Source organism: Microbacterium sp. nov. GSS16, assembly GCF_028198145.1.
Taxonomy (GTDB): domain Bacteria; phylum Actinomycetota; class Actinomycetes; order Actinomycetales; family Microbacteriaceae; genus Microbacterium.
The window spans coordinates 457,642-484,335 of the sequence record NZ_CP116338.1; the positions used below are offsets into that span (position 1 = coordinate 457,642).

General features: G+C 69.9%; 29 protein-coding genes and 3 tRNA genes. 11 read left to right on the forward strand and 21 right to left on the reverse strand.

The genetic code is table 11. The annotated features are described in order from the left end of the window. Positions 1-24: 24 nt before the first annotated feature. The gene (gene cls / locus PGB26_RS02105) at positions 25-1,488 is read right to left on the reverse strand and encodes a cardiolipin synthase (protein WP_271638650.1); all 1,464 of its coding nucleotides are present in this window, start codon (positions 1,486-1,488) and stop codon (positions 25-27) included. Between the two features lie 44 nt (positions 1,489-1,532). After that, a complete protein-coding gene (locus PGB26_RS02110) occupies positions 1,533-1,706 on the reverse strand; it encodes a hypothetical protein (protein ID WP_271638651.1) in 174 nt (57 codons plus the stop codon). A gap of 162 nt (positions 1,707-1,868) precedes the next feature. Here PGB26_RS02110 and PGB26_RS02115 point away from each other — a divergent pair, with 162 nt between their 5' ends. Continuing rightward, positions 1,869-2,981 (forward strand): DUF4192 family protein, encoded by a 1,113-nt coding sequence (locus tag PGB26_RS02115; RefSeq protein ID WP_271638652.1) that lies wholly within the window; start codon positions 1,869-1,871, stop codon positions 2,979-2,981. A gap of 11 nt (positions 2,982-2,992) precedes the next feature. Here PGB26_RS02115 and PGB26_RS02120 read toward each other — a convergent pair whose 3' ends face one another. Both PGB26_RS02120 and lysS read right to left on the reverse strand, forming a co-directional pair. After that, entirely contained in the window at positions 2,993-4,180 is a 1,188-nt protein-coding gene (locus PGB26_RS02120) for a MarP family serine protease (RefSeq protein ID WP_271638653.1), read from the reverse strand. 7 nt (positions 4,181-4,187) lie between these two features. Further along, complete coding sequence (gene lysS, locus PGB26_RS02125; protein WP_271638654.1) at positions 4,188-5,711, reverse strand: lysine--tRNA ligase; 1,524 nt, start codon at positions 5,709-5,711, stop codon at positions 4,188-4,190. A 90-nt stretch (positions 5,712-5,801) separates the two neighbouring features. Between lysS and PGB26_RS02130 the strand changes: the two genes are divergently transcribed. Further along, positions 5,802-7,598 carry a DUF2207 domain-containing protein gene (locus PGB26_RS02130; protein ID WP_271638655.1) on the forward strand — a complete coding sequence of 599 codons (1,797 nt, stop codon included), beginning with the start codon at positions 5,802-5,804 and terminating at the stop codon, positions 7,596-7,598. An 18-nt stretch (positions 7,599-7,616) separates the two neighbouring features. Here PGB26_RS02130 and PGB26_RS02135 read toward each other — a convergent pair whose 3' ends face one another. The 10 genes from PGB26_RS02135 to hpt all read right to left on the reverse strand — a co-directional run bounded on the left by PGB26_RS02135 (position 7,617) and on the right by hpt (position 16,093). Beyond that, positions 7,617-8,318 (reverse strand): DUF2520 domain-containing protein, encoded by a 702-nt coding sequence (locus PGB26_RS02135; RefSeq protein ID WP_271638656.1) that lies wholly within the window; start codon positions 8,316-8,318, stop codon positions 7,617-7,619. After that, positions 8,315-10,072, reverse strand: a complete 1,758-nt coding sequence (locus PGB26_RS02140; protein WP_271638657.1) for a PH domain-containing protein — start codon at positions 10,070-10,072, stop codon at positions 8,315-8,317. Before PGB26_RS02140 ends, PGB26_RS02135 begins: the two co-directional genes overlap by 4 nt. After that, positions 10,069-10,662, reverse strand: coding sequence for a PH domain-containing protein (locus tag PGB26_RS02145; protein WP_271638658.1), 594 nt, complete (start codon positions 10,660-10,662; stop codon positions 10,069-10,071). Before PGB26_RS02145 ends, PGB26_RS02140 begins: the two co-directional genes overlap by 4 nt. Next, positions 10,631-11,095: a DUF3180 domain-containing protein gene (locus tag PGB26_RS02150; protein ID WP_271638659.1), complete on the reverse strand. Its 465-nt coding sequence runs from the start codon at positions 11,093-11,095 to the stop codon at positions 10,631-10,633. The genes PGB26_RS02145 and PGB26_RS02150 overlap by 32 nt, the downstream gene beginning before the upstream one ends. After that, positions 11,092-11,631 carry a 2-amino-4-hydroxy-6-hydroxymethyldihydropteridine diphosphokinase gene (folK, locus tag PGB26_RS02155; RefSeq protein WP_271638660.1) on the reverse strand — a complete coding sequence of 180 codons (540 nt, stop codon included), beginning with the start codon at positions 11,629-11,631 and terminating at the stop codon, positions 11,092-11,094. The genes PGB26_RS02150 and folK overlap by 4 nt, the downstream gene beginning before the upstream one ends. Next, positions 11,631-11,999: a dihydroneopterin aldolase gene (gene folB / locus PGB26_RS02160; RefSeq protein ID WP_271638661.1), complete on the reverse strand. Its 369-nt coding sequence runs from the start codon at positions 11,997-11,999 to the stop codon at positions 11,631-11,633. The genes folK and folB overlap by 1 nt, the downstream gene beginning before the upstream one ends. Before the next feature lies 1 nt (position 12,000). Continuing rightward, a complete protein-coding gene (folP, locus tag PGB26_RS02165) occupies positions 12,001-12,795 on the reverse strand; it encodes a dihydropteroate synthase (RefSeq protein WP_271638662.1) in 795 nt (264 codons plus the stop codon). Continuing rightward, a complete protein-coding gene (gene folE / locus PGB26_RS02170; protein WP_271638663.1) occupies positions 12,792-13,418 on the reverse strand; it encodes a GTP cyclohydrolase I in 627 nt (208 codons plus the stop codon). Before folE ends, folP begins: the two co-directional genes overlap by 4 nt. Before the next feature lies 1 nt (position 13,419). After that, positions 13,420-15,426, reverse strand: coding sequence for an ATP-dependent zinc metalloprotease FtsH (gene ftsH, locus PGB26_RS02175; protein ID WP_271638664.1), 2,007 nt, complete (start codon positions 15,424-15,426; stop codon positions 13,420-13,422). A gap of 115 nt (positions 15,427-15,541) precedes the next feature. Further along, positions 15,542-16,093 carry a hypoxanthine phosphoribosyltransferase gene (hpt, locus tag PGB26_RS02180; protein WP_271638665.1) on the reverse strand — a complete coding sequence of 184 codons (552 nt, stop codon included), beginning with the start codon at positions 16,091-16,093 and terminating at the stop codon, positions 15,542-15,544. An 84-nt stretch (positions 16,094-16,177) separates the two neighbouring features. Here hpt and PGB26_RS02185 point away from each other — a divergent pair, with 84 nt between their 5' ends. Further along, positions 16,178-16,714, forward strand: coding sequence for a DUF937 domain-containing protein (locus tag PGB26_RS02185; RefSeq protein WP_271638666.1), 537 nt, complete (start codon positions 16,178-16,180; stop codon positions 16,712-16,714). 3 nt (positions 16,715-16,717) lie between these two features. Here PGB26_RS02185 and tilS read toward each other — a convergent pair whose 3' ends face one another. After that, positions 16,718-17,710 (reverse strand): tRNA lysidine(34) synthetase TilS, encoded by a 993-nt coding sequence (gene tilS / locus PGB26_RS02190; protein ID WP_271638667.1) that lies wholly within the window; start codon positions 17,708-17,710, stop codon positions 16,718-16,720. A gap of 88 nt (positions 17,711-17,798) precedes the next feature. On the opposite strand from tilS, the gene ppa reads away from it, so the two are divergent. Beyond that, entirely contained in the window at positions 17,799-18,290 is a 492-nt protein-coding gene (gene ppa / locus PGB26_RS02195; protein ID WP_271638668.1) for an inorganic diphosphatase, read from the forward strand. Between the two features lie 142 nt (positions 18,291-18,432). On the opposite strand, the gene PGB26_RS02200 is transcribed toward ppa, so the two are convergent. Then, entirely contained in the window at positions 18,433-19,839 is a 1,407-nt protein-coding gene (locus PGB26_RS02200; protein ID WP_271638669.1) for a peptidoglycan DD-metalloendopeptidase family protein, read from the reverse strand. Between the two features lie 229 nt (positions 19,840-20,068). Between PGB26_RS02200 and PGB26_RS02205 the strand changes: the two genes are divergently transcribed. The 3 genes from PGB26_RS02205 (at position 20,069) to PGB26_RS02215 (ending at position 20,383) form a co-directional block, all read left to right on the forward strand. Beyond that, positions 20,069-20,141, forward strand: a tRNA-Glu gene (locus PGB26_RS02205). Positions 20,142-20,167: 26 nt separating this feature from the next. After that, positions 20,168-20,241: transfer RNA gene (locus PGB26_RS02210), tRNA-Asp, on the forward strand. A gap of 69 nt (positions 20,242-20,310) precedes the next feature. Then, positions 20,311-20,383, forward strand: a tRNA-Phe gene (locus PGB26_RS02215). A gap of 124 nt (positions 20,384-20,507) precedes the next feature. Here the strand turns inward: PGB26_RS02215 and PGB26_RS02220 are convergent. From PGB26_RS02220 to PGB26_RS02230, 3 genes are read right to left on the reverse strand one after another with little or no spacing between them, the layout of a single operon-like run. Then, a complete protein-coding gene (locus PGB26_RS02220; protein ID WP_271638670.1) occupies positions 20,508-20,678 on the reverse strand; it encodes a hypothetical protein in 171 nt (56 codons plus the stop codon). Further along, positions 20,675-21,517, reverse strand: coding sequence for an SDR family NAD(P)-dependent oxidoreductase (locus PGB26_RS02225; protein WP_271638671.1), 843 nt, complete (start codon positions 21,515-21,517; stop codon positions 20,675-20,677). Before PGB26_RS02225 ends, PGB26_RS02220 begins: the two co-directional genes overlap by 4 nt. Further along, positions 21,514-22,158: an NADPH-dependent F420 reductase gene (locus PGB26_RS02230; RefSeq protein ID WP_271638672.1), complete on the reverse strand. Its 645-nt coding sequence runs from the start codon at positions 22,156-22,158 to the stop codon at positions 21,514-21,516. The genes PGB26_RS02225 and PGB26_RS02230 overlap by 4 nt, the downstream gene beginning before the upstream one ends. 82 nt (positions 22,159-22,240) lie before the next feature. Between PGB26_RS02230 and PGB26_RS02235 the strand changes: the two genes are divergently transcribed. The 4 genes from PGB26_RS02235 (at position 22,241) to PGB26_RS02250 (ending at position 25,678) form a co-directional block, all read left to right on the forward strand. Then, positions 22,241-22,867, forward strand: coding sequence for a cyclodeaminase/cyclohydrolase family protein (locus PGB26_RS02235; protein WP_271638673.1), 627 nt, complete (start codon positions 22,241-22,243; stop codon positions 22,865-22,867). Between the two features lie 83 nt (positions 22,868-22,950). Continuing rightward, the gene (locus PGB26_RS02240) at positions 22,951-23,142 is read left to right on the forward strand and encodes a hypothetical protein (protein WP_271638674.1); all 192 of its coding nucleotides are present in this window, start codon (positions 22,951-22,953) and stop codon (positions 23,140-23,142) included. Positions 23,143-23,179: 37 nt separating this feature from the next. Further along, positions 23,180-24,655 (forward strand): deoxyguanosinetriphosphate triphosphohydrolase family protein, encoded by a 1,476-nt coding sequence (locus PGB26_RS02245; protein ID WP_271638675.1) that lies wholly within the window; start codon positions 23,180-23,182, stop codon positions 24,653-24,655. A 102-nt stretch (positions 24,656-24,757) separates the two neighbouring features. Next, complete coding sequence (locus PGB26_RS02250) at positions 24,758-25,678, forward strand: NADP-dependent oxidoreductase (protein WP_271638676.1); 921 nt, start codon at positions 24,758-24,760, stop codon at positions 25,676-25,678. A gap of 87 nt (positions 25,679-25,765) precedes the next feature. Here PGB26_RS02250 and PGB26_RS02255 read toward each other — a convergent pair whose 3' ends face one another. Next, positions 25,766-26,023, reverse strand: coding sequence for a DUF6458 family protein (locus PGB26_RS02255; protein ID WP_271638677.1), 258 nt, complete (start codon positions 26,021-26,023; stop codon positions 25,766-25,768). A gap of 112 nt (positions 26,024-26,135) precedes the next feature. Next, the gene (locus PGB26_RS02260) at positions 26,136-26,645 is read right to left on the reverse strand and encodes a MarR family transcriptional regulator (protein ID WP_271638678.1); all 510 of its coding nucleotides are present in this window, start codon (positions 26,643-26,645) and stop codon (positions 26,136-26,138) included. Positions 26,646-26,694: the final 49 nt, after the last annotated feature.

Consider the following 26,694-nt stretch of genomic DNA (forward strand, 5'->3'; position numbering starts at 1 on the left):
CCCAAAGCGGGCGTGCCCTGGGGCTCACTGCAGCGCGGAGGTGAGCCGTGCGAGGTTGTCGAGCACGGTCGAGCGCAGCGGCTGCTGCATCCACTCTTCCAGTGTCAGCTCGCGGCTGAGCGAGCGATAGTCGTCTTCGACCACCCGCATCTCGTCGACGAACTCCTCACCGCGCACGAGCATCGAGACCTCCATGTTCAGACCGAACGAGCGCATGTCCATGTTGCTCGAGCCGATCACGGCGACCTGATCGTCGATGGTGAGGCTCTTGGTGTGCAGGATGTACGGCTTCGGGTACATCCAGATCCGGATGCCGGCGCGCAGCAGCGCCTCGTAGTAGCTGCGCTGCGCGTGGTAGACCATCGCCTGGTCGCCCTGCTCGGAGACGAACAGCTCGACCTGCACTCCGCGATCGACGGCCGAGGTGACCGCCGCGAGCAGTGCCTCATCGGGAACGAAGTACGGGCTGACGATCATGATCCGCTCCCGGGCGGCGTAGAGCAGCCCGAGGAACAGGCGGAGGTTGTTCTCGACCTCGAATCCAGGGCCGGACGGCACGATCTGACAGTCCAGATCGCCGTGCCCGGTCTCGATGCGGGTGATGTCGATGCCCTCCGGCACGCTGTCGGTCTCGGCGTAGTAGTCGCTGAGGAACACGGCGTTGAGGCTGGCGACGACCGGCCCGTCGACGCGCACCATGAGGTCGACCCAGTGCAGCCCCAGGCGGATGTTCTTGGGCAGGTTGTACGAGGAGTCGGTGATGTTCTGCGACCCCAGGAAGCCGACCGTGCCGTCGATCACGAGCAGCTTGCGGTGGTTGCGCAGGTCGGGTCGCTGGATGCGTCCGCGCAGGGGCTGCACAGGCAGCATGAGATGCCAGTCGGCGCCCATCCTCTCCAGACGCCGCACGGTCTCGCGGTATTTCGGCTTCCAGCGGTTGGCCCAGTAGTCCAGCAGCACCCGCACCGGGATCCCGCGGGCCGCCGTCTCTTCCATCGCCCGGAAGAAGTTGTCGGTCGAGGAGTCGGCCTGAAGGATGTAGAACTCCACGTGGACGTAGTCCTGCGCACCTCGGATGGCCTCGGCCATGGCATCGAGCGAGGCCTGGTAGTCGCTGATGAGGTGCGCGCCGTTGTCGCCCGACAGCGGCAGTGCCCCCATCGCCTGGCTCATCGTGACCAGCGGCGGGAACCACTCCGGAGGGTCTGGGCGCAGCGAGCCGAGCCGGAGGTTGCTGGCGGTCTCGGCGATGTAGTGGTTGATCCGCTCCTGCTTGCGTCGGCGCAGACGGGGCAGTCTCGGGTTCCCGATCAGGAGGAAGAGGAGGATGCCGAGCACGGGGATGAAGAAGATCGCCAGCAGCCACGCCATCGCCGCGGTGGGGCGGCGATTGCGGGGGACGACGATGATCGCGAAGACACGCACGCTGAGGTCGATGACGACATAGCCGAGCACCGCCCACCAGGGCCAGGTGTTCACGTCGAGCACAGAGCCTCCCCTGCCGATGGTCTCGGCTCAGCGTATCCGGTGCGTCAGACGCGCGGCGGCAGGCCGCGAGCAGCGCGCTCTTCGGCCTCGATCTGCGCGTGCACCTTGCGCTCGGTGCGATCGAAGCGGAGGATGCCGCGCAGCACGATCACGAAGACCACGCTCACCGCGATGGTCGGCAGAAGTGACCACGCCGCAGCAACCCAGAAGCTCTCCACCCATCCATGGTACCGCGCGCATCTGTGAGGCAGCCGTCGAGGCGGCAGGTGCGAGCACTGATCCTGCACAGCACGGGATCTGCGGACTTCCGTGCACCGTCGCCGTGGAGAGCGCGCCGGACGCCGCTCGCGCGGTCGGCGGCGTCCCGCACACTCCCCTTCATGACCACGATCATCCACGCCACAGACCCCGCCGAATTCCTCGGCCTCGTGCCGGCACTCGCCGGCTTCACACCGCGGCAGAGCATCGTCCTGCTGCCGTTCCACGGCACCCGCACGCAGGGCGCGATGCGCATCGATCTGCCGGCGGCCGACGTCGATCCCGACGAGTTCGCCGACGTCGCGCTGCGCGCGCTGCTGCAGGTGCCTGACACCGACGCGGTCGCCGTCGTCGCCTACACCGACCACCAGGCGGCGCAGGTGCCCGACGGCGTGCTGCTTCCTCATCTCTCGCTCGCCGAGGCGATCGTGGACGTGTGCAGCCACGCCGGGCTGAGAGTGGTCGAGGCGCTGTGCGTCACGCCTGACGGCTGGGGCGACTACCTCGACGACGTCCCCCTCGTGCATCCGCTCGGCGACATCCCCGCGGCTCCTGCCGTGCCGGGCATCGGCGACGTCAGCGGAGATCAGCTGGCGGGCGCCCAGCTGCCGCGCAGCGATCTCGCCGAGCGCGAGATCGTCGGCCGTGCGCTGCGCGACCTCGGTGACGCGATCGAGCACAGCATGCACGGCACAGGAGCCCGCTCCGAGAACCCCATCGCGATCATGGCCGCCGAGGTGATGCTCGACGATCTGCCCCATTTCATCGAGCATCTGCTCGACTCGCCGCTCGATGACGACCCGTTCGCCTGCGCCGCCCTGCTGTGGTGTCTGAGCCGCCCGCCGCTGCGTGATGCGATCCTCGTGCAGTGGGCAACCGATCTCGACTTCGGGTACCGCGCGTTCGATGCGCAGCTCGCCTTCTCGAGTGATCGCACCTCGGTGCCGGATGCCATCGGCGAGGTGTTCATGGGCCGCGGCCCCCGCCCAGATCTCGACAGGCTCGGCTGTGCGCTGCAGGTGGTGCGCGCGGCCGCCGCCCGCGCACCGCGCCACGCGAAGGTCGGGGCGCTCACCGCCGCTGCATGGCTGGCATGGGCGATGGGTCGCTCATCTCACGCGGGAGCGTACGTCGACGAGGCGCTGCGTCTCGAGCCCGGCCACAGCATGGCCTCGCTCATCTCCAGCATCCTCGCGGCGGCGATGCTGCCGGAGTGGGCGCTGCGGCGGCCGTGACCGCCGGCGGGTCAGCGGATGCAGGCCCCCACGGGCACGGGGGCGCCGGCAGCGCCGAGCTGCGCGATGACGGGGAGCAGCTCGTCATTCGTCATGGCGTACCCGACGTTCGGCGTGGTGGCGTCCTTCGCGAACACCATCCCGGCCACCTGCCCGCTGGCGGTGAGCAGCGGGCCGCCGGAGTTCCCTGGTTCGACCTGCGCCCGCAGTGCGTAGACACCGCGCGGAGCCGCGCTGTCGCCGTAGATGTCGCGCACGGGGGCGCTCGACGACGAGACCACCCCGGCGGCCGTCACCCGGAACGGCCCGCCGAACGGGTATCCCATGACCGCGCCGCTCTCGCCGGGCGCGAGCGCGTCGGCCAGGCCGAGCGGGGCGGCCTGCACGTCGGCGGCGATCACGGCGATGTCGTCGATCGGGTCGAAGTACACCACCGTGGCGTCGCGCGCCGGCTCGCCGGGCACCTCGACGATCGGGGCGGACACGCCGGCCAGCACGTGTGCGTTCGTCATGATGCGGTCCTCGGCGATCACGAACCCGGTCCCGGTCGAGATGACCCCGCACCCGTCCGCCGCGCCGGAGACCTTGACGACCGACGCTGCCGCCCGCTCGAGCTCGGGCGTGGCGAGCTCGATCGGCGTCGCCTCGGGGGCCGCCTCCAGCTGGCCCGGCTGCAGCAGCCCTTCGAGGGTGGGGAGCACCGTCTCGCCGAACGCGAAGGCGTTCAGGCGCGCTGCGGCCTCAGCCAGGGGTGGCGGGATGTACCGCTCGACGGTGCGCAGCACGCTCGACGACGCGACGGTGGCCGAGAGCACGGGAACACCCGCGGCGGCTATCGCCGAGCCGACCATGGTGATCGCCAGGGCGCCCGCGACCAGCGCGGCGAGCCCACCCAGCATCCGCTCCACCAGCCGCAGGCGCAGCCGATCGGCGCCGCGGCGCACGACTCGACCGATCGCCCCGCCGATGCTCGCGCCGACGGCGAGCAGCACGACCGCGGCGAGCACGAGCAGCAGCCCCTTCGGCCCGCTTTCGGGCACCGCACGCGCCACGAGCGGCAGCACCCACGGCGCGGCGAGTGCGCCGAGCACCAGGCCGCACACCGAGCCGAGCACGGCGAACAGGCCCGCCCCGAGGCCGGTCGCGACCGACGCGATCAGCAGTACGGCGATCAGCAGGTCGACGACGTTCGGGGTCATGCCCGGGTCACTTCACGAGCGGGAACAGGATGGTCTCGCGGATGCCGAGGCCGGTGATGGCCATCAGCAGACGGTCGATGCCCATGCCCATGCCTCCCGACGGCGGCATGCCGTGCTCGAGCGCACGCAGGAACTCCTCGTCCACGCGCATGGCCTCGTCATCGCCGCCCGCGGCGAGCTTGGCCTGCTCGACGAAGCGCTCGCGCTGGATGACAGGGTCGACCAGCTCGGAGTATCCCGTGGCGAGCTCGAAGCCGCGCACGTACAGGTCCCACTTCTCGACCACGCCGGCGATCGAGCGGTGCTCGCGCACGAGGGGCGAAGTGTCGACGGGGAAGTCCATCACGAAGGTCGGGCGCACGAGATCGACCTTCACGAAATGCTCCCAGAGCTCTTCGATCAGCTTGCCGTGGGTGGGGTGCGGCGGGATGTCGACGCCGTTCGCCTCGGCGAAGGCGATGAGATCTGCCACGTCGTCCTGCGGGGTGAACTCGCGGCCGACGGCCGCCGACAGCGAGCCGTACATCGAGATGCGGTCCCATTCGCCGCCGAGGTCGTACTCTGTGCCGTCGGCCCAGGTGACGGTGGTGGAGCCGGCGACGGCGACCGCCGCGTTCTGGATGAGCTCCTGGGTCAGGTCGGCGATGCCGTTGTAGTCGCTGTACGCCTGGTACGCCTCGAGCATCGCGAACTCGGGGCTGTGCGTCGAATCGGCGCCCTCGTTGCGGAAGTTGCGGTTGATCTCGTAGACCCGCTCGATGCCGCCGACGACCGCGCGCTTCAGGTACAGCTCGGGGGCGATGCGCAGGTACAGCTCGGTGTCGAACGCGTTCGAGTGGGTGATGAACGGGCGCGCCGAGGCGCCGCCGTGCTGCACCTGCAGCATGGGCGTCTCGACCTCGAGGAACTCGTGCGAGGTGAACGTCGCGCGCAGGCTGGCGTTCACGGCAGCGCGGGCGCGCACGGTCATGCGGGCCTGGTCGCGCACGATGAGGTCGAGGAAGCGGCTGCGCACGCGGCCCTCCTCGCTGAGTTCGGAGTACGCGTTCGGCAGCGGCAGGATCGCCTTCGACGCGATCTGCCAGGCATCCGCCATGATCGACAGCTCTCCGCGGCGGCTGGAGATGACCTCGCCGCGCACGAAGACGTGATCGCCGAGGTCGACGAGCGCCTTCCAGTCGGCCAGCGACTCCTCGCCGACGTTCGCCAGCGAGACCATGGCCTGGATGCGCGAGCCGTCACCGGCCTGCAGCGTCGCGAAGCAGAGCTTTCCGGTGTTGCGGCTGAACACGACGCGTCCGGCGACGCCGGCGGTGACTCCCGTCGCCGTGTCGGGTTCGAGCTCGCCGTATTCGGCGCGCAGCGACGGGATGGTGTGAGTGACGGGCACCGACACGGGGAACGCACCGCCGCCGGCATCCATCCGCTTCTCGATCAGCCGCTCGCGCTTCGCGAGGCGAACCGCCTTCTGCTCGAAGACATCGTCTTCGAGCTCGGCGGATGCGGTGGTCGGCGCGGACGCGTCAGTCATGGGTGGGGCTCCTTGGGAAAGTCCCCTCGAGTCTACCGGCGCGCGCCCCTCGACCCCGAGCCGTCGCCGGCGACCGGATAGCCTCTGGGCATGCGTGCTCAGCGAACCCCCGCCCCGCTCGACGCCCGGAGCGCGCTCGTCGCGCTCGCGCTCGCGATCGGACTGCTCGCCGCGCTGCTGCCTGTCACCCCGGCCGCCGCCGATGTGGACGACTTCTCGTATTCGTCCTGGTCGGCCGAGTACGACGTCTCACTCGACGCCGACGGCAGAGCGATCGCTGAGGTAACCGAGACGCTGGTCGCCGAATTCCCGCAGCACGATCAGAACAAGGGCATCATCCGCGGCTACCCGCAGCGGTATCTGGGTGCGGGGCTCGACATCGACATCATCTCGGTGACGGATGCCGAGGGCCGTGATGTGCCCTTCGAGGTCGAGACGGAGGACGACATGGTGCTCGTGCTCACCGGCACCGACGACTACGTGCACGGTTCGACCACCTACGTGATCAGGTCGACCATGCGCGACTTCATGATGCACAGCACCGAGTCGGGCAACGACGAGTTCTACTGGAACCTGCTGCCACTGAACAGCACGCAGGCCATCGGGCGCTTCGACGCCCGGATCCGCTTCGCCCCCGAGCTCGCGGCCGCGGCCACCGGCGACACCGCCTGTTACGCAGGTCACCAGGGCGAGCGTCGCCCCTGCGACATCGAGAAGTCGGACGACGGCTCGACGTTCCAGGTCGCCTCCGGCGGGCGCGAGGCCGGCGAAGGCGTCACGGTGGCCATCGGGTTCGCCGGCGGCACGGTCACCCAGCCGGCGGCCCGCGAGCCCGATCCGGTGGCCGACTTCGCGCCGGTCGTCGCCGGCGGGGTGACGCTCGCCACCGCCGCGGGCGCGTGGATCGCGGTCGCGGGCATGCGTCGTCGACGCCGCACCGCGACCGGCATCGTCGTCGCGCAGTTCGATGTGCCTGCGGATCTGCCTCCTCTCATCGCCGCTGCGCTCATCGAGAATGCGCCGAACCCCGCTCCCGCGCAGATGGTGCACCTGGCCGTGCAGGGTGCGCTGCGCCTGGAGGATGATGGCGACGCGCGGCCGGTCATGCGCCTGCTCGACAGAACGCGATCCGGGCACCCGCTCGATGCGGCGATGCTGGACGCCTTGTTCCCCGCAGGCGCTGCGGTGCGCCGCATCCCGCGCACGAGCACGAAGTTCGCCAAGCGCATGCAGAAGCTCGTCAAGAGGGGCGCCGACGAGGCGAAGAGCCGCGGCTGGACCACATCCGAGCGCAGCCGCGCGGCGATGACGCTCGGCTGGGTGTCGCTCGGAATGCTGGCGGCCACCCTCGCTCTGCTGATCTGGACGGCCACGAAAGACCGCGACCTGCTGCCGCTGTCGATCATCGCCTTCGTTCTCACCGCCGTCGGCGTCGGCGTCACGGCGATCGTGGCCTTCAGCAGGCACACCGTGCTCACCCCGCAGGGCGCCGAGCGGGCCGAGTATCTGCTCGGCGTGCGAGAGTTCATCCGGGTGGCCGAGGCCGATCGACTGCGCATGCTGCAGTCTGTCGAGGGCGCCGAGCGTCGTGCCGACGGCTCCATCGATGTGGTGCACCTGTACGAGAAGCTGCTGCCCTACGCGATGCTGTTCCGGCAGGAGGGCAGCTGGTCGAAGGTTCTCGAGACCTCGTACGCCGACACCGGCCGCGGTCCCGACTGGGTCAGCACATACGTCGGAGTCTCCCTCGCCTCGCGCCTTTCGAGCTACTCGACCTCTATGAACACCGCCGCAACGTACACACCGGCCTCGAGCTCGTCTGGCGGGTCGACCGGCGGCGGGTTCTCGGGTGGTGGCGGAGGCGGCGGGTTCTCGGGCGGACGCTGACGTGCTCCGCCCCGCGGGTCACTGCTCGGCGGGCGGGGTGAGCGGGTCGGATGCGGCGCGCAGCGCCTGCTCGACGGTCGACCCGACCAGGGCGGAGAGGTAGCCGCCGGGATTATCGATTCCGACGCCTCGCAGCAGGCCGGTGGCCTGCTGCACGATCGAGCGGGAGAACTCGGATGCGGTGGCGATCGCCTCGGCGTACGCCGGGCGATCCTGCTCGGCGATGACGACCGGTTCGCAGCCCATCTCGACCGCGAGCGCCTGTGCGATCGGCAGCACGGCCGCCGGCGCGGTGACCGCAGCGAACGCCGCCTGCAGCTGGCGCAGGTCGATGGTGGTTCCGGTGAAGGAGATGGCCGGATGCACGGCGAGCGGTATCGCCCCCCGCTCGGCCGCCGGGCGCAGCACCTCGATGCCGTAGGCGGGGTCGGTGTGCAGCACGAGCTGGCCCATCTGCCAGGCGCCGAGCTCTGCCAGGCCGCTGATGAGCCGCGGCAGCTCGTCGTGCGGCACGGCGACGATGACGAGCTCGCTGCGCCGGGTCACCTCCTGCGCGTCCAGCACGGGAACGCCCGGCAGGACGGCGGCTGCGCGGTCGTCGTCGGAGCCCGAGGTGATGCCGGTGATCGCGTGCCCTGCGCCGGCCAGCGCGGCGCCGACGATCGGCCCGACCCGGCCCGCGCCGATGATGCCGATCCCGAGGCGTCCCTCACGCGTCATCGCTGCGTCCATCGGGGCGGATGCACGGGGTCGGAACGCACGGGGTCTGGGTGCACGGTGTCGGAGCGCACGGGGTCGGGGTGCACCGTGTCGGGTTGCACGGGGTCCGACGCGTGCTCGGCCCAGCGGTGAGTGCGGTCGCTCGAAGCGGCGAGTGCGGCCGCCCTGCTGACGCCGTCGAGCAGCGCGATCGCGTCATCGCGTTCGAGGCCGGACATGGTGCCGGTGACCGGACCCGCGACCGAGTGGATCTGCCCGTGCGAGACCCGCTGCAGCCGGTCGATCGGGCCCTGCGAGATCGACACGCTCTGCAGCCGGGCGAGGGGGAACACAGCGAGGCGCCGCCAGAGGAAGCCGCGGCGCACCAGCACCGCGTGCTCGGTGAGGCGATAGCCGTGCCGCTTCCACGACAGAGGTCGGCGCCAGGCTGCCCGCGCCGGTATCGTCCGGTACGGGTCGTCTGCGGCGGGGCCGACAACGCCGTTCTCCCACATGGCGCCGATCTCGGCGGGAGTGATGCCGGGCAGCACCAGAGCGAGCACCCGCTCCACGTCGGCCCGGCGCCCCACGGGCAGCACGGTGTTGAACTGCTGCGTGTTTCCCGAGGTCTGCTGCGCGGCGCTCTTGCCGGTCATGCGGTTGATCTTCACCGTCCACCAGCCGAACGGTCGCCACAGCAGCGACTGCGACACCTCGACGGCGAAGATCCGTCCGGGCGGCAGGGTCTCGGTGATGGTCGTCAGCAGACCGAAGGTGATGCGCACGCCGTCGGGCGTCGACGCGATCGAGTAGCGCAGGGATTTCGAGATCTGGGCCCAGGTGATGCCGACCACGGCGATGATCAGCGGGATGCCCATGCCGAGGCTGAGCGCGACGATCGCGAGCGCGATGTCGGCGGGATTCTCGCCGTCGGCCGTCATGCCCAGGTACATCGCGATGATCGAGACGACGTAGATGGCGCCGAAGAAGAGCACCCACAGCACCGCCGAGACGAGCTGCGATCCGATCAGCCGCCCCGCGGGGATCTTCACGACGCTCTCGGGTGCGACGTCGGCGAGGTCGACGCCCTCGATCAGTCCCGAGACTCCCGCGTTCATCGACCCGATCAGCGCTTCGCGAGCGGTGGGGGCCGGCGTCGCTCCCGATGCCTGCAGGCGCGCGCTGCGGGCACCGGCCGCCAGCCGCAGGATGTCGGCGCGCACGGCCTCGGCGATCCCGGTCGACAGGTACTCGAGCGGCACGTTGGCGTCGTTGCCCGCGCCGACGACCTCGAGCTTCGCCAGCCCGATCAGTCGCGCGGGGAACGGACGGGTGAGGTTGACGCCCTGCACACGGTCGAGCGGGGCGCGCCGGTGCGACCGGAACAGCAGCCCTTTGCGCATCTCGACGTGCTCGCCCGTGATGCGGAACTGCTGGAAGCGCCAGAGGAACCAGAAGACGGCGATGAGCAGCACCACCAGCCCGAGCACGGCGAGCAGTGCCAGCAGCACCAGGTTGTTCTCGAGCACCCAGTCGACGGGGTCACCCCCGCTGGTGCGGAAGCGCGAGTCGGGAGCGAAGAGCCGCACGACCCAGTCGATCAGCTTGTCGCGCATGTTGGTGATGATGATGCCCGCGACGACGATCAGCGCGAAGCCCCCCTTGAACAGAGGGGTGAGCGGGTGCATCCGGTGCCACTCGCCGTCGGCCAGCGACGATGAGCCGCCCTGCGGCAGAGTGGCGGGGGCCGGGGTGGAGTGCTCGGGGGTGCTCACAGACCGGTCCGTCGGGTCTCGGCCACCTCGATGAGAGTGTCGCGCAGCGCCTCGGCGGCGGCCTGCGTGAGCCCGGGGATCTGCACGCCGGTGGCGGCGGCGGCCGTCACCATCTTCAGCTGGGAGAGCCCGAAGACGCGGTCGAGCGGACCCTGGGTGATGTCGACGAGCTGCATGCGCCCATACGGCACCGCCACCATCCGCTGCCACAGGATGCCGCGACGGAAGACGATGTCGTCGGCGCGCAGCATGTATCCCAGCGCCCTGGCCTGGCGGGGCAGGATGGCCAGCGTGATCACGTCGATGGCGATGAGAGCGCCGGCGGGGATCCAGACCCAGGTCATCTCGAGCACGATGGCGGCGACGGCTGCGGCGATCGCGACGAGCACGATGATGATCGCGTTCTGCACGAACTGCGACGTCACGTAGCGCGGCGAGATCTGGTGCCACTGCCCGTCGAGAGCGAGGGCGCCCGTGCCGCGCGGGATGCGGATGCCCGTGTACGTCCCCTCATCGAGCACATCGGCCGCGGCCGGAGCAGCGGGTATCAGGCTCGGTTCACGAGGCGGGTTCGTCTGGCTGTCGCTCATCAGGATCCTTCGGCAGTGTGCAGAACTGTTCCGCGATGAGAGCCACCCCGACCAGCAGCGCTGCGCAGATGACGAGGGCGATCATCGCCACCACCGACCCTACCGGCGCAGGCACCGGCCGGGTGGAGAGGAAGAGCAGCAGACCCGCGCCGAAACCCGCCATGATCGCGCCGAGCAGGCTGGATGCGCGCGCGAGCGTGGCGGCGCGCAGCGCACGGAACGGGTCAATCCGCCGCCCGCCGCGCGTGCTGCGCCGCACCGGCAGGGCCAGCAGCAGCACGGCCACGGCGATGAGCACGAGCAGCACGGGCAGGAGGCCGGACGGCGTGAACGTCGCCCGTCCGGTGACGGTCAGCAGGTGATCGAAGGCGAAGCCCGCGCCTGTCGCGAGCAGCGCGAGCACGAACAGCACTGCTGGGGAGGTGCGTCTCATCGCTCGCCCGCGTCGCGCAGTCGGCGCACCAGCTCGTCGACGCGGCCCGCTCCGGGGAGCACCGCGTCGGGGTCGATGCTGAGCCAGGGCTCGAGCACGAAGAGTCGCTCGGCCGCACGGGGGTGCGGCACCTGCAGGTGCGGCGCGTCGCTTGCCACGTCGCCGTAGGCGATGAGGTCGAGGTCGAGCGTGCGGTCGCCCCAGCGCTCCACACGCACCCGGCCCTGCTCCTCCTCAACCGCGTGCAGCATGCCCAGCAGAACCTGCGGTGCGAGGCGGGTCGTCATCAGCGCGACCGCGTTGAGGTAGGGCGGCGCGTCGGGGTCCGGGCCGTCGGGCTTCAGCGCCACCGTCTCGATGGGCTCGGACATCACGAGATCGTCGACCAGGGGTAGGCGGCGCAGCCGCTCGGCCGCGGCGCGCAGCATCTCGCCGCGGTCACCCTCGTTCGATCCGAGTGCGATCACGGCCACTTGAGGCTCGCGGCCGGGCCGCGGGTCGGGCAGATCCGGCAGGTGGGTGAGGCGACGGTCCATCACTGCCTCCCCCGCCGGACGGTGACCGAGACGTCGGCGAAGGTCTGCTCGATCGGCGCGTGCGGCTTGTGCACGGTGACCGTCACGTTCTGCACGCGCACGTCGTCGAGAGCGGCATCCGCGATCCGCTCCGCCAGGGTCTCGATGAGATTCACCGGCTCGCCGGCGACGATCGCGGCGACCGTGTCGGCCAGTTCGCCGTAGTGCACGGTGTCGGTGACGTCATCCGACCGGGCGGCCGCCGCGAGCGACAGCTGCAGCGTCAGGTCGATCGTGAACTCCTGGCCCTGACGACGCTCGAAGTCGAAGATGCCGTGGTACCCGAAAACCGTCAGCCCGGTGAGGGTGATCTCGTCGACTGCGCTCATGTCAGACACCATCCCATGCGCTCGCGACGGCAAGGGCATCGCGGGTGGCGGCCACGTCGTGCACCCGCACCGCCCACGCGCCCGCTCGGGCGGCGAGCGCGCTCGTCACGGCCGTGGCGAGATCGCGACGCGACCGGTCGGGATCTCCCTCGAGCGTCTCGGCGAGGAAGCGCTTGCGCGACGTGCCGACGAGGACGCGATGCCCCAACGCGACGATCTCGTCGAGCCCGCGCAGCACCTCCCAGTTCTGCGGCCCCGACTTCGCGAAGCCGATGCCCGGGTCGAGGATGACGCGCGACGGTGCGATGCCGGCCACCGCGGCGGCGGTGACGCGCTCGCGCAGCTCGGACGCCACCTCCCGGGCGATCCGCACGTACTGCGCTCGGGCGTACATGTCGCTCGACGGTCCGCGCCAGTGGCCGATGGCGATGTCGGCATCGAGTTCGGCGACCGTCGCGAGCATCCGGTCATCCGCGAGTCCGCCAGACACGTCGTTCACGATGCGCGCTCCCGCGCGAACGGCGGCCGCCGCGGTGTCGGCGTTGAGGGTGTCGATCGACGTCGGGATGCCCTCGGCGGCGAGCGCCTCGATCACCGGAAGCACTCGGCGCTGCTCCTCGGCGCTGCTGATGCGCTCGGCGCCCGGCCGGGTGGACTCGCCGCCGACGTCGACGATGCTCGCCCCCTGGGCGCGCATCGTGCGCGCGCGGGCGACGGCGATGTCGAGCTCGACGTAGCTGCCGCCGTCGCTGAACGAATCGGGAGTGATGTTCAGGATGCCCCAGATGCCCGTCATGAGAACTGCTCCCCCACGCCCTGGGCCACTGAGCCTGCCGAAGGGCCGCCGATCAGGGCGATCAGCTCGGCGCGGGCAGCAGGATCGGTGTAGGCGCCGCGGGCGGCGATGGTCACGGTGGTGGCGATCGGCTGCCGGCCGCCGCGCATGGTGACGCAGCCGTGCGAGGCGTCGAGCACCACGAGCACGCCACGGGTGTCGAGGTTCTCGGCGATGGCATCCGCCACCTGCTCGCCGAGCCGCTCCTGCACCTGCGGGCGGGTGGCGAGTGTCTCGACGACCTTCACCAGTGCGCCCAGGCCCACCACCTGCTCGCCCGGCAGGTACGCGATGTGCGCGACGCCGGCGAAGGGCAGCAGGTGGTGCTCGCACACCGAGCGGAAGCGGATGTCGCGCAGCAGCACCGCCCCGGAGGGCAGGGTGTCCGGCGCCGGCCCGCGCGCGACGCTGATGGTGCGTGCGAGGTGCGACGCCGGATCCTCTCCGACACCGGCGAAGAACTCGGCGTACAGCTCTGCCATGCGACTCGGCGTGTGCGTGAGCCCTGGCCGATCCGGGTCCTCCCCGATCGCGTCGAGCAGTTCGCGGGTCAGCCGCTCGACGCGCGCCCTGTCGACGCTCACGTCACGCCGTCGCCGGTCGGGCCTGCCCACCGGTCGCGGGTGAGGTCGACGGGCGTGCCTGGCCGGTCTGCTGCGCAGTCTGCGCGGCGACGCCCTCCTCCACGCGACGGGGCACCGCGATGGGAGGCAGCGTCGACACCGGGCGCTCCTCGCTCGAGAGCCACTGCGGGCGCTCGGGGAGCTTTCGCACCTCGGTGAAGATCTCGGCGATCTGGTTGTGGTCGAGGGTCTCCTCCTCGAGCAGCGCCAGGGCGAGACGGTCGAGGATGTCGCGGTTCTCGCTGATCACCTTGTAGGCCTCGTTGTGGGCCTGCTCGATCAGCGCGCGCACCTCGGCGTCGACGCGCTCGGCGATCGTCTCGGAGTACTCGCGTCCGCGCCCCATGTCGCGACCGGCGAACGGCTCGCCGCCTTCGGAGCCGAGCTTGACCGGGCCGAGCTGCGTGGTCATGCCGTACTCGATGACCATCTTGCGCGCGATGCTGGTGGCCTTCTCGATGTCGTTCGAGGCGCCGGTGGTGGGGTCGTGGAAGACCAGCTCTTCGGCGACGCGACCGCCCATGGCGTAGGTCAGCTGATCCTGCAGCTCATTGCGGGTGACGGAGTACTTGTCGTCGAGCGGCATGACCATCGTGTATCCGAGCGCCTTGCCGCGCGGCAGGATCGTGATCTTCGTGACGGGGTCGGTGTAGTTCATCGCCGCCGCGGCGAGGGCGTGCCCGCCCTCGTGATAGGCGGTGATCAGCTTCTCCTTGTCCTTCATGACACGGGTGCGGCGCTGCGGGCCGGCGATGACGCGGTCGATGGCCTCATCGAGCGCGCGGTTGTCGATCAGCTGCGCGTTCGAGCGCGCGGTCAGCAGAGCAGCCTCGTTGAGGACGTTGGCGAGGTCGGCACCCGTGAAGCCAGGGGTCTTGCGCGCGACGACCTCGAGGTCGACCGACTGCGCGAGGGGCTTGCCCTTGGAGTGCACCTCGAGGATCTGCTGGCGGCCCTTCATGTCAGGCGCGTCGACGCCGATCTGCCGGTCGAAGCGGCCGGGGCGCAGCAGCGCGGGGTCGAGGATGTCGGGGCGGTTCGTCGCCGCGATGACGATGACGTTCGCGTTCGGGTCGAAGCCGTCCATCTCGACGAGCATCTGGTTCAGGGTCTGCTCGCGCTCGTCGTTGCCGCCGCCCATGCCGGCACCGCGGTGACGGCCGACGGCGTCGATCTCGTCGATGAAGATGATGGCCGGAGCGTTCTCCTTGGCCTGGGTGAACAGATCGCGCACGCGGGATGCGCCGACGCCGACGAACATCTCGACGAAGTCCGAACCGGAGATCGAGTAGAACGGCGCGCCGGCCTCGCCCGCCACGGCGCGAGCGAGCAGCGTCTTGCCGGTTCCGGGAGGGCCGTACAGCAGCACGCCCTTCGGGATGCGCGCGCCGATGGCCTGGAACTTGGCCGGATCCTGCAGGAACTCCTTGATCTCGTGCAGCTCCTCGATGGCCTCCTCCGCTCCGGCGACGTCGGCGAAGGTGACGGTCGGGGTCTCCTTGTTGACGAGCTTGGCCTTGGACTTGCCGAACTGCATGACCTTGCTGCCGCCGCCCTGCATCGACGAGAGCAGCCACCAGAACAGCAGCCCCAGCAGCACGAGCGGCAGCAGGAGGGAGATGAAACCGTCGAACCAGGTCGCACGGGGCACGACGTCGGTGACGTCCTTAGCCTTGATCTCAGCGGCGTCGATGGCCTCGACGACCTGATCGGCGCGCGCCTCGACGTAGTAAAACTGCACGTTCTTGGCGCCCTCGAACTCCTTCGAGAGCGTCAGGTCGACCCGCTGGTCGCCGTCGGTGTTGACCACCTTCGTCACCGTGTCGCCCTTGAGCAGCTGGAGCCCCTGCTGCACGGTCACCTGCGTGGGGGCCGCGAGGTTCGAGATCAGCAGGAAACCGGCGAAGAGCAGCGCGCCGATCAACGCGACATAGATCAGCGGATTGCGGGAGACCTTCTTGACGTCCATGATGCGTTCAGCGTACCGCTCGGCGCTCAGGGGTCCGCTGAACGTTCACCACGGGCGTACCCACCCCGAGCCTCTGGGGCCCTGAGCCTGTCGAACGGCCAGCCCACCCGCAGGATCAGCTGTACACGTGCGGCGCCAGCACGGCGACGTCGCGCAGGTTGCGGTAGCTCTCGGCGTAGTCCAGCCCGTAGCCGACGACGAACTCGTTCGGGATGTCGAACCCGACGTAGCGGCAGTCGATCTGCACCTTCGCCGCCTCGGGCTTGCGCAGCAGAGCGAGCACCTCGATCGACTCCGCACCCCGCGACTCGAAGTTCTCGAGCAGCCAGCTGAGCGTCAGGCCCGAGTCGATGATGTCCTCGACGATGAGCACGTGCTTGCCGTGCAGGTCGGTGTCGAGGTCCTTGCGAATCTGCACCACGCCGCTCGACTTCGTGCTCGCGCCGTAGCTCGACACCGCCATCCAGTCCATCGGGGCGTCCATCGGCAGCGCGCGCGAGAAGTCGGCCATCACCATCACGGCGCCCTTGAGCACGCCGACGAGGATGAGGTCCTTGCCCGCGTAATCCTCGGCGACCCGGGCTGCGAGCTCATCGAGCTTCGCGAGGATCTCCTCCTCGGTGACGAGGATCTGGCTGAGGTCGTCCTGGATGTCGGCAGCGCGCATGGATCGATCTTAGGTCGATCCGCTTATGCGTCCCCACTACTGTGAGCGGTGAAGCGGGGCATCCGTCCTGCAGGGAGGGAAGACATGAACGTCGACGAGATTCTCAACCAGGTGCCGGTGGATGACATCGCGAAGCGCTTCGGCGTCAGCCCCGAGGTCGCGAGGCAGGCGGTGAAGGAGGGCGGCGCGACTCTGCTCGGCGGTCTGGCGAAGAACGCCGAGAGCGGAGAGGGCTCGGCTGCGATCGAGAAGGCGCTTAATCGGCACGGCGGGTTCTCCGGCGCGTCCACGGTCGACGACGTCGATCAGGCCGACGGCGAGAAGATCGTGAAGCACGTCTTCGGCGAACGCAAGGGCGAGGTCGCCGAGAAGCTCAACAAGAGCGAGAAGACGGCGGGCGGCATCGACTTCGGCAAGCTGCTGCCGATCCTCGCGCCGATCATCATGGGCATCATCGCTAACAAGACCAAGGGTGGCTCGGGCGGGGGTGGCCTGGGCGACATCCTCGGCGGTCTGCTCGGCGGTGGCCGCAGCTCGGGTGGCGCGAGCGGCGGATCATCCGGCGGCGGGCTCGGTGGCCTGGGCGACATCCTCGGCGGACTGCTCGGCGGCCGGAAGTAGCGGCTACCGCGCGCTGAAGACGATCTGCCCGCCTGCCCGTCGCGCGGTGCACGCGGGCAGATCGATCGGCCCCTGACCCGACCAGTCGGTGACCAGACGCGCCACCTCGAGCGTCTGCGTGCGGGTCAGGCTGACGCCGAACTCGCTGTCGACGACGAGGCGGATGATTCGGTTGCGCAGCGCCGCGGGATTCGCGGCAAGCGCCGCGACGCTCACGGCGATGCCCGCCTCGGCGTGCTCGACGATGTCTTCGATGGTCTCGTGGATCATCTCCTCGAACGCCTCGGCATCCTCGCGCAGCTGCTCGGCCGTACGCGCGAGCGCCTCGGCGATGCCGGGGCCGAGCTCGGCCTCCAGCACCGGCAGCACGCGCTGGCGGGTGCGGACGCGGGCGTAGCGGCTGTCGAGATTGTGCGGGTCGTCCCAGACCTCGATCCCGGATGCCGTGCACGCCCGGCGCGTGATCTCGCGGCGCACGCCGAGCAGCGGGCGCATCCACAGCATCCCGTCGTCGCTCGTGCGCACCGGCGCCATGCCCTGCAGGCTCGCCGCCCCCGAGCCGCGTGCGAGGCCGAGCAGCACGGTCTCGGCCTGGTCGTCGAGGGTGTGGCCGAGCAGCACGGCGGCGGCGCCCTCCGCGCGGGCGATGCTGCCGATCGCCGCATAGCGGGCTTCACGCGCGGCGGCCTCGATGCCCGCGCCGCCGCTGATGACCGAGACCTTCGTCTGCAGCGCATCGTGCACGCCGATGCTCTCGGCGGCGACGGCTGCGGATGCGGCAGCCATATCCGATCCCTCCTGCAACTGGTGGTCGACGGTCAGGCTCAGCACGGTGATGTGACGGGCGCGCGCCTCGAAGACGGTGGCGGCGGTCAGCGCAAGCGAATCCGCACCGCCGGAGAGGGCGACGATGACCGTGGCACCGTCGGGCAGCGCTCCGAGGGCGGCGCGCACGGCGCGTCGGACTTCGGCGATGGCGGGATCGAGCGAGGGCACGACTCCACGGTAGCCGTCAGCTCTCCCCGGAACGTCGCCCAGTAGGCTGGTGCCCGGCATCCGACCGTCATTCCAAGGAGAACAGAACATGGGCGCACACGACGCCGTCATCGAGATCCCGCGCGGCAGCCGCGTGAAGTACGAGGTCGACCACGAGACCGGTCGTGTCCACCTCGACCGCGTCCTGTACACCACGTTCGGCTATCCGGCCGACTACGGCTACTTCGACAACACGCTCGGCGAGGACGGCGACCCGCTCGACGTGCTGGTGCTGCTCGACCACGCGATCTTCCCCGGCGTCGTCGTGAACGTGCGCCCCGTCGCCGTGCTGAAGATGAGCGACGAGGCGGGCGGCGACGACAAGCTCGTGGCCGTGCTGTCGAAGGACCCGCGCTGGGCGCACGTTCAGGACATCGACGACCTGCCCGAGTACACGAAAAAGGAGATCGCGCACTTCTTCGAGCACTACAAGGACCTCGAGCCCAACAAGTGGGTCAAGGTCGACGCGTGGGGCGACGCCGCGGAGGCGCAGCGCATCCTCGACGAGGCCATCGAGCGCTTCGCGAACGACGGTCACTGACCCTCACCACGGTCACTGACCCTCACCCGGATCGGTGACCTTCCCATGGGTCGGTGACCTTCCCATGGGTCGGTGAGCCTGTCGAAGCGAGAACCCCCGGCCGCGCGGCCGGGGGTTCTGTCGTTCTCAGCTGCGCTGCGGCTCAGATCGCGCCGCGGGCCGCCAGGAAGTTGTAGGGGTTGGTTCGGCCGCCGTTGATGTACACCTCGAAGTGCAGGTGGCACCCCTGGGAGGCGCCGGTGTTGCCGGCATATCCGACGACCTGCCCGGCGCTGACCTGCTGGCCGTGCGAGACGGCGTAGCCCGACATGTGGGCGTAGCTGGTCGAGATGCCGTTGCCGTGCTGGATGCGCACCCAGTTGCCGAAGCCACCGTTGTAGAACGCGGCATCCACCCGCCCTGACGACGCCGCGTAGATCGGCGCGCCGCATCCGTTAGCGAAATCGGTGCCGCCGTGGTTGGTCGAGCGGCAGACGCCGCCGGTGCACACCGGCGGGCGCGGGCCGAAGTGGGACGAGATGTACCCGCCGTGCGGACGTCGCCATGCACCGGATCCGGACCCGCCGCCGCCGCCGCCGCCACCGCCACCACCGCCGCCACCGCTTCCACCGCCGCCGCTCTGGTTGTTCTTGGCGGCTTCCTCCGCGGCCCGACGCGCACGCTCGGCCTCCTCGGCGCGGCGACGCGCCTCCTCTTCCTTCCGGATGCGCTCGCCCTCCTGGTAGCCGGCGACCGTCGCGGTGGTGTTGTCCTTGAGAGCGGCGAGCTGCGCCTGCAGCGTCACGAGGTTGGCCTGGCGCTCCTCGAGCGCAGCCTGAGCCGCGTCGGCGGCGCGCTGCGCGGCCTGCATCTTCTCTTCGGCGATCTTCTGCAGCCGGTCGCGCTCGTCGCGGGCGGTGGACGCCTGATTGCTGAGCGACTGCGCGGTGTCGCGAGCGGATGCCGCACGGTCGGCGACCGTGCGGTTGTACTCGACGAGCTTGTCCATGCTGCCGAGGCGAGCGAGAAGGTCGTCGGCGCCGTTTGAGGACTCGGAGAGGAAGAGCTCGAGCGCCGCCTCATCGCCGCCACTGCGATAGAGCTGATTGGCGACCTGGCCGGCCTTGCGGGCACTGTCGGCGGCGATCTTCGCCTGCTCGTCGGCCTGCGCCTGCAGGTCGTCGGCCTTGGCGGCCTGGTCGAAGTAGGCCTGCTGCGCGGCGTAGAACTCCTCGCCGGCCTTGCGGGCGGCGGCCTCGGCCGCTGCGGCCTCATCGGTGAGCTGCTTGATCAGCGCCTCGATGCGCGTGATCTCCGACGCCTTCGCCGCCTCGTTCGCCTTGGCGCGCTGCACGTCGTCCCAGCTCGGGTAGCCGGCGGCCTGGGCCGTCTGCGTGGCAGCCGACACACCGAAGGCCGAGAGAGCGATGACACTCAGGGCTCCGGCGGTGAGCGCACCACGGCGGGTGAGCTTCGAGCGCGACCAGAGGGCCTCGCGTTCCGCGGCCGTCGGGGCGCAGCCGCAGTCGGCCCCTGCGGATCGGGCATCCGCAGTAATGTCCTCGTTCACTCGGCTCCTTTCGCCGGATTCACAGCTGCAACAGTAACAACATTCGTCACAGTCACACCAGAGGCCGGCCTCTCCGCGGGCGTGCGGGGAGACGCGAGGTGTACTTCTCGTCATCCCATCGTCCTCCCGAAACGCCCGGGATGTAAGCCGACTCGCCCTCGATTTCGTTTTTGCCGCCGCCAGCCCTTATGCTTGAGCGTCGGCAAGGGAAACCCCAGGGAATCTCTTCGGCCCCATCGTTTAGCGGCCTAGGACGCCGCCCTTTCACGGCGGTAGCACGGGTTCGAATCCCGTTGGGGTCACTCTTCCGATACAATTGAAAAGTTATGGCCCTGTAGCGCAGTTGGTTAGCGTGCCGCCCTGTCACGGCGGAGGTCGCGGGTTCAAGTCCCGTCAGGGTCGCTCCGAGCGTTGAGCCTTCTTTCGAGGAGGCTCTTCGTCTAGGGTGCGGCAGATCATGATGTGCCGCACGGCTCTGTAGCTCAGTTGGTAGAGCGTTCGACTGAAAATCGAAAGGTCACCGGATCGATGCCGGTCGGAGCCACGTAGCGGAGATTACACCGCTGCCGAACCCTCGCAAGGCTTCTACTTGCGGGGGTTCTTTTTGTGCCGGCCACGAGACCCTGCGGGCACGTCTGCCTCTCCGCGCCGAACCGCCGCTGACACGCTCAGACCTCCGGCCAGCTGGTGGTCAAGAAGGCCTCCAGCGCGCGGTGGCGGAATGAGTACAGGCGTCCGCGATCGATGATGCCGCGCTCTCGGTCGAGCCTCTGCGAGGTCGTGCCGGCGTCGGTGGCCTTGCTGAGCCCCATCTTCTCGGCGATGCGGCTCAGCGTCACGCCCCGTCGTCCGGCAATCCGACGTACTCCGCGCTGCGACGCCACAGTTCGGCGGCGAGCTGCTCGTCGAGTGCCTGCGGGCTGGTCGCCGCGACCTTCTGCTTCTCGTAGTACTCCCCCGGCATCCAGTCCGTGCCCGGCTCACCTCCTGCCAGCCATACCAGCGGTCGGGCGCCCTGTTCCGGGCTGAGAAGACCTAGCAGGCGCGCCAGAGGCGTCTGATACAGGAACCGCATGACGCTGGTGGTGTCCGAGGCGAAGCTCGTGCGCACGACGCCGGGGTGGAAGGCGACAGCCGACAGCCCGCGTCGGCCGAAACGACGCTGAAGCTCCTTGGTGAAGAGGATGTTGCTGAGCTTCGCGTCGCCGTACGCCTTGTTCGGCGAGTAGCCCCGCTCGTTGTTCAGGTCGTCGATGTCGATGGATCCGAACAGGCGCGCGGCCGCGCTGGACGTATTGACGACCGACGCGCTGCTCGCGATCAGGGTGTCGAGAAGGAGATTGGTGAGCAGGAACGGCGCGAGATGGTTCACCTGCAGCGTCTTCTCGAAGCCGTCGACGGTTCTGGTCCTGTCGCCGAAGATGCCACCGGCGTTGTTGACGAGGACGTCGATGCGCGGGTGGGCTCGCTTCAGTTCCTCCGCCAATGCACGCACCTGAGACAGATCCGCGAAGTCTGCGGAGAAGTGCTCCGCGCCGAGCTCCCCCGCAAGCGCTGCGGTCTTCTGCGGCGAGCGGCCGACGAGGACGACCATATGCCCGTCGGCGACCAGCTTGCGTGACGCTGCCGCCCCGATGCCATCGCTGGCGCCTGTCAGCACGATCGTCTTCGCGGTCATCGGGGCAGCCGATTGGCGATCGCCAGGTTCTGAGTCAGCTCCTCGGCGTTCTGCCGCACGACGTATGCCGGGCGGTCTCGCTCGACGCGCCACGACTCGCTCAGCGGGCCGATGTTGACCGTGTCGAATCCCAGCTGGTCGTACAGGTGGGTGACGAACTCCGCGGCATCCGCATGGTCACTCGCCGTCGCCAGCGCTCGACGATTCGGGGTGCCGGCGGGCATGCCGCCCGCGGTGATCTGCTCGGCCTGGATGTGGTTGAACGCCTTGGCGACGCGAGACGTCGGCAGGTGCTCCTGCAGCATCTCGGAGGTCGTGGTCAGTCCCCTGTCGAGGGCGTCGATGTGGCCGTCTCGTTCGAAGTAGTAGTTGTTGGTGTCGAGCACGATCTTCCCGGCGAGCGGCTCGACGGGGATCTGCTGCAGCGCATGCAGCGGCACGGTCACGACCACGACGTCGCCGGCTGCACCGGCCTCCTCGGCGGTCGCTGCGCGAGCGCGGTCGCCGAGCTCGGCGACGAGATCAGCGAGGGTCTCCGGCCCGCGCGAGTTCGCGATCACGACGTCGTAGCCTGCACCGATGGCAGCCCGAGCGATCTGGCTGCCGATGTGTCCTGCACCGATGATTCCGAGAGTCGTCATATCGGACACAACCCGTCACGCGGGCGGATATTCCTCTCGCGCATCGAGATCGACGCTCGAACTGCCCGATACCCTGGCGCGCATGGCCGATCCCGATTCCGCACACGTTCCGACATCCCGTCCGATGGATGCCTGGCTCGACGCCCTCAGTCAGCCGGGCGGCTCCCCTGGCGGCGGGGCGGCGACGGGCGTGCTGCTCGGCGTCGCCGCCGCCCTGATGGGCATGGTCGCGGCGTACACGCCCGACAGCGCCGCCGCATCGGCCTGCGCGGCGCGACTCGAGCGCAACCGCGCGGACGTGCTGCAGGCCGTCGAGGCGGACGGCGTGCTGTCGGTGCGGTTCGGCGCCGCACTGGCGCTGCCATCCGACGACCCGCGGCGCGATGAGCAGGTCAGCGCGGCCGCCGTCAACGCAGCCGAATCAGTGGCGCGGCTCGGCGCGATCGGCATCCTGCTCACCTCCGATGCGCAGGTGCTCGCCGAAGCCGGCAATCCGCACATCGCGGTCGATCTCGCCGTCGCGATGGAAGCGCTGAGCGCCGGGCTGTCGGGGGCGGCGATGAGCATCCGCGCGAACCTACAGATCGCCGGCAGGCACGACGCGGCGCGAGCACGGCTGGCGAGCCTCGAGACCGACGTCCGTCGGCTGCTCGAGGCCCGCCACCGGGTCACGCAGATGATCGACGAAATCTCCGCGCGGCTGGACTGACCCCGGTCTCACCCGGCGTACACGCCGACCGTGCGGCCCGAACGGCCGGCGGTGCCGATCTGTCGGCGCTCGGCGACTCGGCGGTGGCGATGCGCTCGGTGCGCGAGCTGCTCGCCGACGAGCACGCCCGCAGCGTGCTGCGCGACGAGCTCGGCTCCATCGTCGACGGGCCGCTGCCCGAGGAGGCGATGGGCATGTCGCTGCTGCAGATCGCTACGGTGACCGCGGGACTCGTGCCGCACGAGGCGCTGCACCGCATCGCCGCGCGTCTGTGAGCCGGAGCGGGCGATCGCCCATGGCACACTGACAGTCATGCCTCAGCAGCCGGATGATCCCCGCCAGACGCGACGACTGCCCGAGACGCTCGACGAATTCCAGCGGGCGGAAGGGCATCCGCAGTTCCGGGTCGACGTCGAGCGCATCCGCTTCTCGCCGTACTACTCGCGTCTGTCGGCGGTGACGCAGGTCATTTCGCAGGCCGGCGCCGGCCTCGCGGTGCACAACAGGCTCACGCACTCGATCAAGGTCGCAGCCGTCGCGCGGGCGATCGCGACCCACCTCTCCACCCGCACAGACGAGGCGAACCGCATCGTCACCGAGCTCGGAGGGGCGCACCCGGTCGTCGTCCAGGCGGCCGCCGCGGCGCACGATCTCGGGCATCCGCCCTTCGGCCACCTCGGTGAGCAGACGCTCGACCGCCTCGCCCGAACCCGGTTCGGGCTGGCCGAGGGATTCGAGGGGAACGCGCAGACGTACCGCATCCTCACCCGCCTCGACGAGCACGACCGCCCCGGCGTCGGGCTGAACCTCACCGCGGCCGTGCGCGCGGCGGTGCTGAAGTACCCGTGGCGCCGCAGCGCGGGCGGCGCACGACGCGGCGGCGGCAGCAAGTTCAGCTTCTACGCGATCGACGAACCGGATGCCCGTCAGGCGCTCTCCGCGTACCCCTCCATCGCCGCGGGCCAGCAGACCGTCGAGTGCTCGATCATGGACATCTCCGACGACATCGCTTACTCGCTGCACGACCTCGACGACTTCTACCGCGCCGGGCTGCTGAACCCGGCGACCCTGTCGGCCGAGTTCCGCTCATGGCGCCGAGACCTCGCGCAGCTGCGTGCCGCCGATCACGCCACGCTCGCCGCCGACACTCGCACGCCGGGTCATTCGCTGGAGCTGCTGTGGCGTCGGATGCAGTCGAAAGACAGCTGGATCGCCGACCCCGACGCGTTCAGCGAAGCCGTCGCGAAGGTGTCGTCCGAGGTGATCGACGGCCTGGTCGCCGAGCCCTTCGACGGGTCCCTCGCCAGCGAGCGCGCACTCGCCCGGTTCACCACCGCGTGGATCGGCCGGCTGCAGTCCTCGATCGAGGTGCATCGGGATCCCGACATCCGCTCCGGGCACGTCAGCCTCAACCGGCAGGCGTGGCACGAGGTCGCCGTGCTCAAGTTCCTGCACGAGCGGTTCATCCTCGAGCGGCCCGATCTCGCCGTCTACCAGCGTGGGCAGGCGAGCGTGCTCGAGCGTCTGGTCGACGGATTCACCGCCTGGCTCGATGATCCGCGCGATGCGCGCCGTGCGCCGCGCCGCCTGATCGACCTCGTCGACCTCGCCACCGACGACCACCGTCGCCTGGGTGACCCTGCCGACCACGCCGATGTCGAGACGCTGGGCCGGGGTCGCGGCATCATCGACTACGTCGCCTCGCTCACCGATGCCCAGGCGATCTCGCTCGATGCCCTGCTCGCCGGCCGCACCGAACGACTGTGGGACGCCGGGCAGGGACTGTAAGCGCCGAGAGAAGATGTGCAGGCCGGGTGAGCCGGATCCGACCCCGGGCGCCGCGGCACGTGGAAGAGTGGATGCTATTCGCACCCGCTCCGAGGAGGCACCATGCGCGCTGTCGTGTACGACCGGTATTCCCAGGACCTCGATGCCCTCGAGGTGCGAGAGGTGCCGGAGCCGAAACTCCCGCCGGCGTCGGTGCTGGTCGAGGTGCGCGCCGCGGGCGTGAACCCCGTCGACTGGAAGGTCATGACGGGCGGGCTCGACGCTCTCATGCCCACGCAGTTCCCGGTGATCCCGGGATGGGACGTCGCCGGCGTCGTCGTGGCGGTCGGCCTGGACACGCCGGAGTTCGCAGTCGGCGACGAGGTCATGGCCTACGCCCGAAAGGACACGGTGAGCGCCGGCACGTTCGCCAAGCGGGTCGCCGTTCCGATCTCCGCGGTGGCTCGCAAGCCGGCATCCCTCTCCTGGGAGGAGGCCGGCGCTCTGCCTCTGGCCGGCGGCACAGCGCTGCGGTCGATCGACGCGCTCGGCGATCTGGCCGGCCGCACCGTGCTGATCCACGGGGCCGCGGGCGGTGTGGGCGGCTTCGCGGTGCAGATCGCCGCGGCCCGCGGCGCGAAGGTCATCGCGACGGGGTCCGAGCGCAATCACGACTACATTCGATCGCTGGGAGGCGAGCCGACCAGCTACGGCGAGGGACTGGCCGGGCGCGTGCGCGAGCTCAGCGGCGGGCTCGTCGATGCGGTCGCGGACTTCGTCGGCGGCCAGCTCGAGGTGACCCTCGACGTGCTCAGCGATGACGGTGTGCACGTCTCGACGGCTGATCCCTCGGTCATCCAGCACGGCGGCAGGTACATCTGGGTGCGCCCCGACGGCACGCAGACCACTCGTCTCGGGGCTCTCGCAGACGAGGGGCTCTTGAGAGTGGAGATCGCCGAGACGTTCCCGCTCGACGGAGTGGCCGACGCGTTCGCGGCCAGCCAGAGCGGCCACACCCGCGGCAAGCTCGTCATCGTCCCCTGACCGCGCGGTCCGCGCCCCGGCCGGCCGCCCGCAGACAGAGTTCGCGCCCGGGCCTCACTCGGGACCCGGGCGCGAACGTTCCTCCGGTCAGAAGACCTCTTCGTCTCCCGCCGCGCGCGTGGAGCGACGCGTCTCGTACGCGCCGGGAGCGGCCTCGGTGCGGGTGACCACGTCGGTGCGACGACGGCGCGCCATGAGCAGCAGACCGACGATGAACGCGACGACGCCTGCACCCATCAGGATGTAGCCGATCATCGTGAGGTCGGCCCAGCCGACGTCGATGTTGAGTGCGAAAGCGAGGATCGCTCCGATGACGAACAGAACGACTCCGGTGCCGATGGTCATCTCTTGCTCCCTTCGATAGGGCGGGCCATCCGGCCTGCCTGATGCCCAGAATCCCAAGCGGGAGCCCCCCGAAGAATGGGGTTGACAACACCGACGCGATTCGGGATCGGGCTCAGCTCTGCTGCTGGTCGGCCGCGTCCGAGGGCTCGAGGCCGTCGACCGCGTCGGCCATCGCGCGGAGGAAGTCCGCGACGTTCGCCTGCGCCTGGGCATCCATCCCCGAGGCCACGGAGTACATCAGCTCGTGCATGCGGCTCAGAGTGTGCCGTACCTCCACGTCGGCATGCTCGGTGGCGCGGACGGCGGTCGGATGCCCGGAGGCGTCGAGGTCGCGCTGGACGTGCCCGGAGCGCTCCAGGCGGTCGATCAGCACCGACGTCGCCGCCGGCGAGATGCCGAGGTACGCGACGAGGGCCGCCGGCGCAGCGGCGTGACCCGGCTGGCGGAACAGGTAGCGCAACGCCAGCAGCTCGTTCTCACCCATCGACATCTCATCGCGGGTCCGGCGCCGCATGGCCCGCTCGGCCGCGCGGTACGTGCGGAGAGCCTCGAGCACTTCTCGGGCGCGATCTCGCTCGCTACGCTCTTCGTACCAGTAGCCGTCCGTCTGTGTATCCGTCACGCTCACTCCTTCAGCGAGCGCCTGCACAGCCCGCATGAGCAATGATAGA

Bases quoted from the DNA above. Each gene is read 5' to 3' on its own strand.
- PGB26_RS02135 (WP_271638656.1), bottom strand. From the start codon at position 8,318: ATGACGCGTGAGGGACGCCTCGGGATCGGCATCATCGGCGCGGGCCGG.
- PGB26_RS02245 (WP_271638675.1), top strand. From the start codon at position 23,180: ATGCCTCAGCAGCCGGATGATCCCCGCCAGACGCGACGACTGCCCGAG.
- PGB26_RS02230 (WP_271638672.1), bottom strand. From the start codon at position 22,158: ATGACGACTCTCGGAATCATCGGTGCAGGACACATCGGCAGCCAGATC.
- lysS (WP_271638654.1), bottom strand. From the start codon at position 5,711: ATGACTGACGCGTCCGCGCCGACCACCGCATCCGCCGAGCTCGAAGAC.
- PGB26_RS02150 (WP_271638659.1), bottom strand. From the start codon at position 11,095: ATGAGACGCACCTCCCCAGCAGTGCTGTTCGTGCTCGCGCTGCTCGCG.
- hpt (WP_271638665.1), bottom strand. From the start codon at position 16,093: ATGCGCGCTGCCGACATCCAGGACGACCTCAGCCAGATCCTCGTCACC.
- folP (WP_271638662.1), bottom strand. From the start codon at position 12,795: ATGACGGGCATCTGGGGCATCCTGAACATCACTCCCGATTCGTTCAGC.
- folK (WP_271638660.1), bottom strand. From the start codon at position 11,631: ATGGACCGTCGCCTCACCCACCTGCCGGATCTGCCCGACCCGCGGCCC.
- PGB26_RS02145 (WP_271638658.1), bottom strand. From the start codon at position 10,662: ATGAGCGACAGCCAGACGAACCCGCCTCGTGAACCGAGCCTGATACCC.
- PGB26_RS02120 (WP_271638653.1), bottom strand. From the start codon at position 4,180: ATGACCCCGAACGTCGTCGACCTGCTGATCGCCGTACTGCTGATCGCG.
- PGB26_RS02115 (WP_271638652.1), top strand. From the start codon at position 1,869: ATGACCACGATCATCCACGCCACAGACCCCGCCGAATTCCTCGGCCTC.
- folB (WP_271638661.1), bottom strand. From the start codon at position 11,999: ATGAGCGCAGTCGACGAGATCACCCTCACCGGGCTGACGGTTTTCGGG.
- PGB26_RS02255 (WP_271638677.1), bottom strand. From the start codon at position 26,023: ATGACCATCGGCACCGGAGTCGTTCTGTTCGTCATCGGAGCGATCCTC.
- PGB26_RS02225 (WP_271638671.1), bottom strand. From the start codon at position 21,517: ATGACCGCGAAGACGATCGTGCTGACAGGCGCCAGCGATGGCATCGGG.
- PGB26_RS02250 (WP_271638676.1), top strand. From the start codon at position 24,758: ATGCGCGCTGTCGTGTACGACCGGTATTCCCAGGACCTCGATGCCCTC.
- PGB26_RS02235 (WP_271638673.1), top strand. From the start codon at position 22,241: ATGGCCGATCCCGATTCCGCACACGTTCCGACATCCCGTCCGATGGAT.
- ppa (WP_271638668.1), top strand. From the start codon at position 17,799: ATGGGCGCACACGACGCCGTCATCGAGATCCCGCGCGGCAGCCGCGTG.
- PGB26_RS02185 (WP_271638666.1), top strand. From the start codon at position 16,178: ATGAACGTCGACGAGATTCTCAACCAGGTGCCGGTGGATGACATCGCG.
- PGB26_RS02130 (WP_271638655.1), top strand. From the start codon at position 5,802: ATGCGTGCTCAGCGAACCCCCGCCCCGCTCGACGCCCGGAGCGCGCTC.
- ftsH (WP_271638664.1), bottom strand. From the start codon at position 15,426: ATGGACGTCAAGAAGGTCTCCCGCAATCCGCTGATCTATGTCGCGTTG.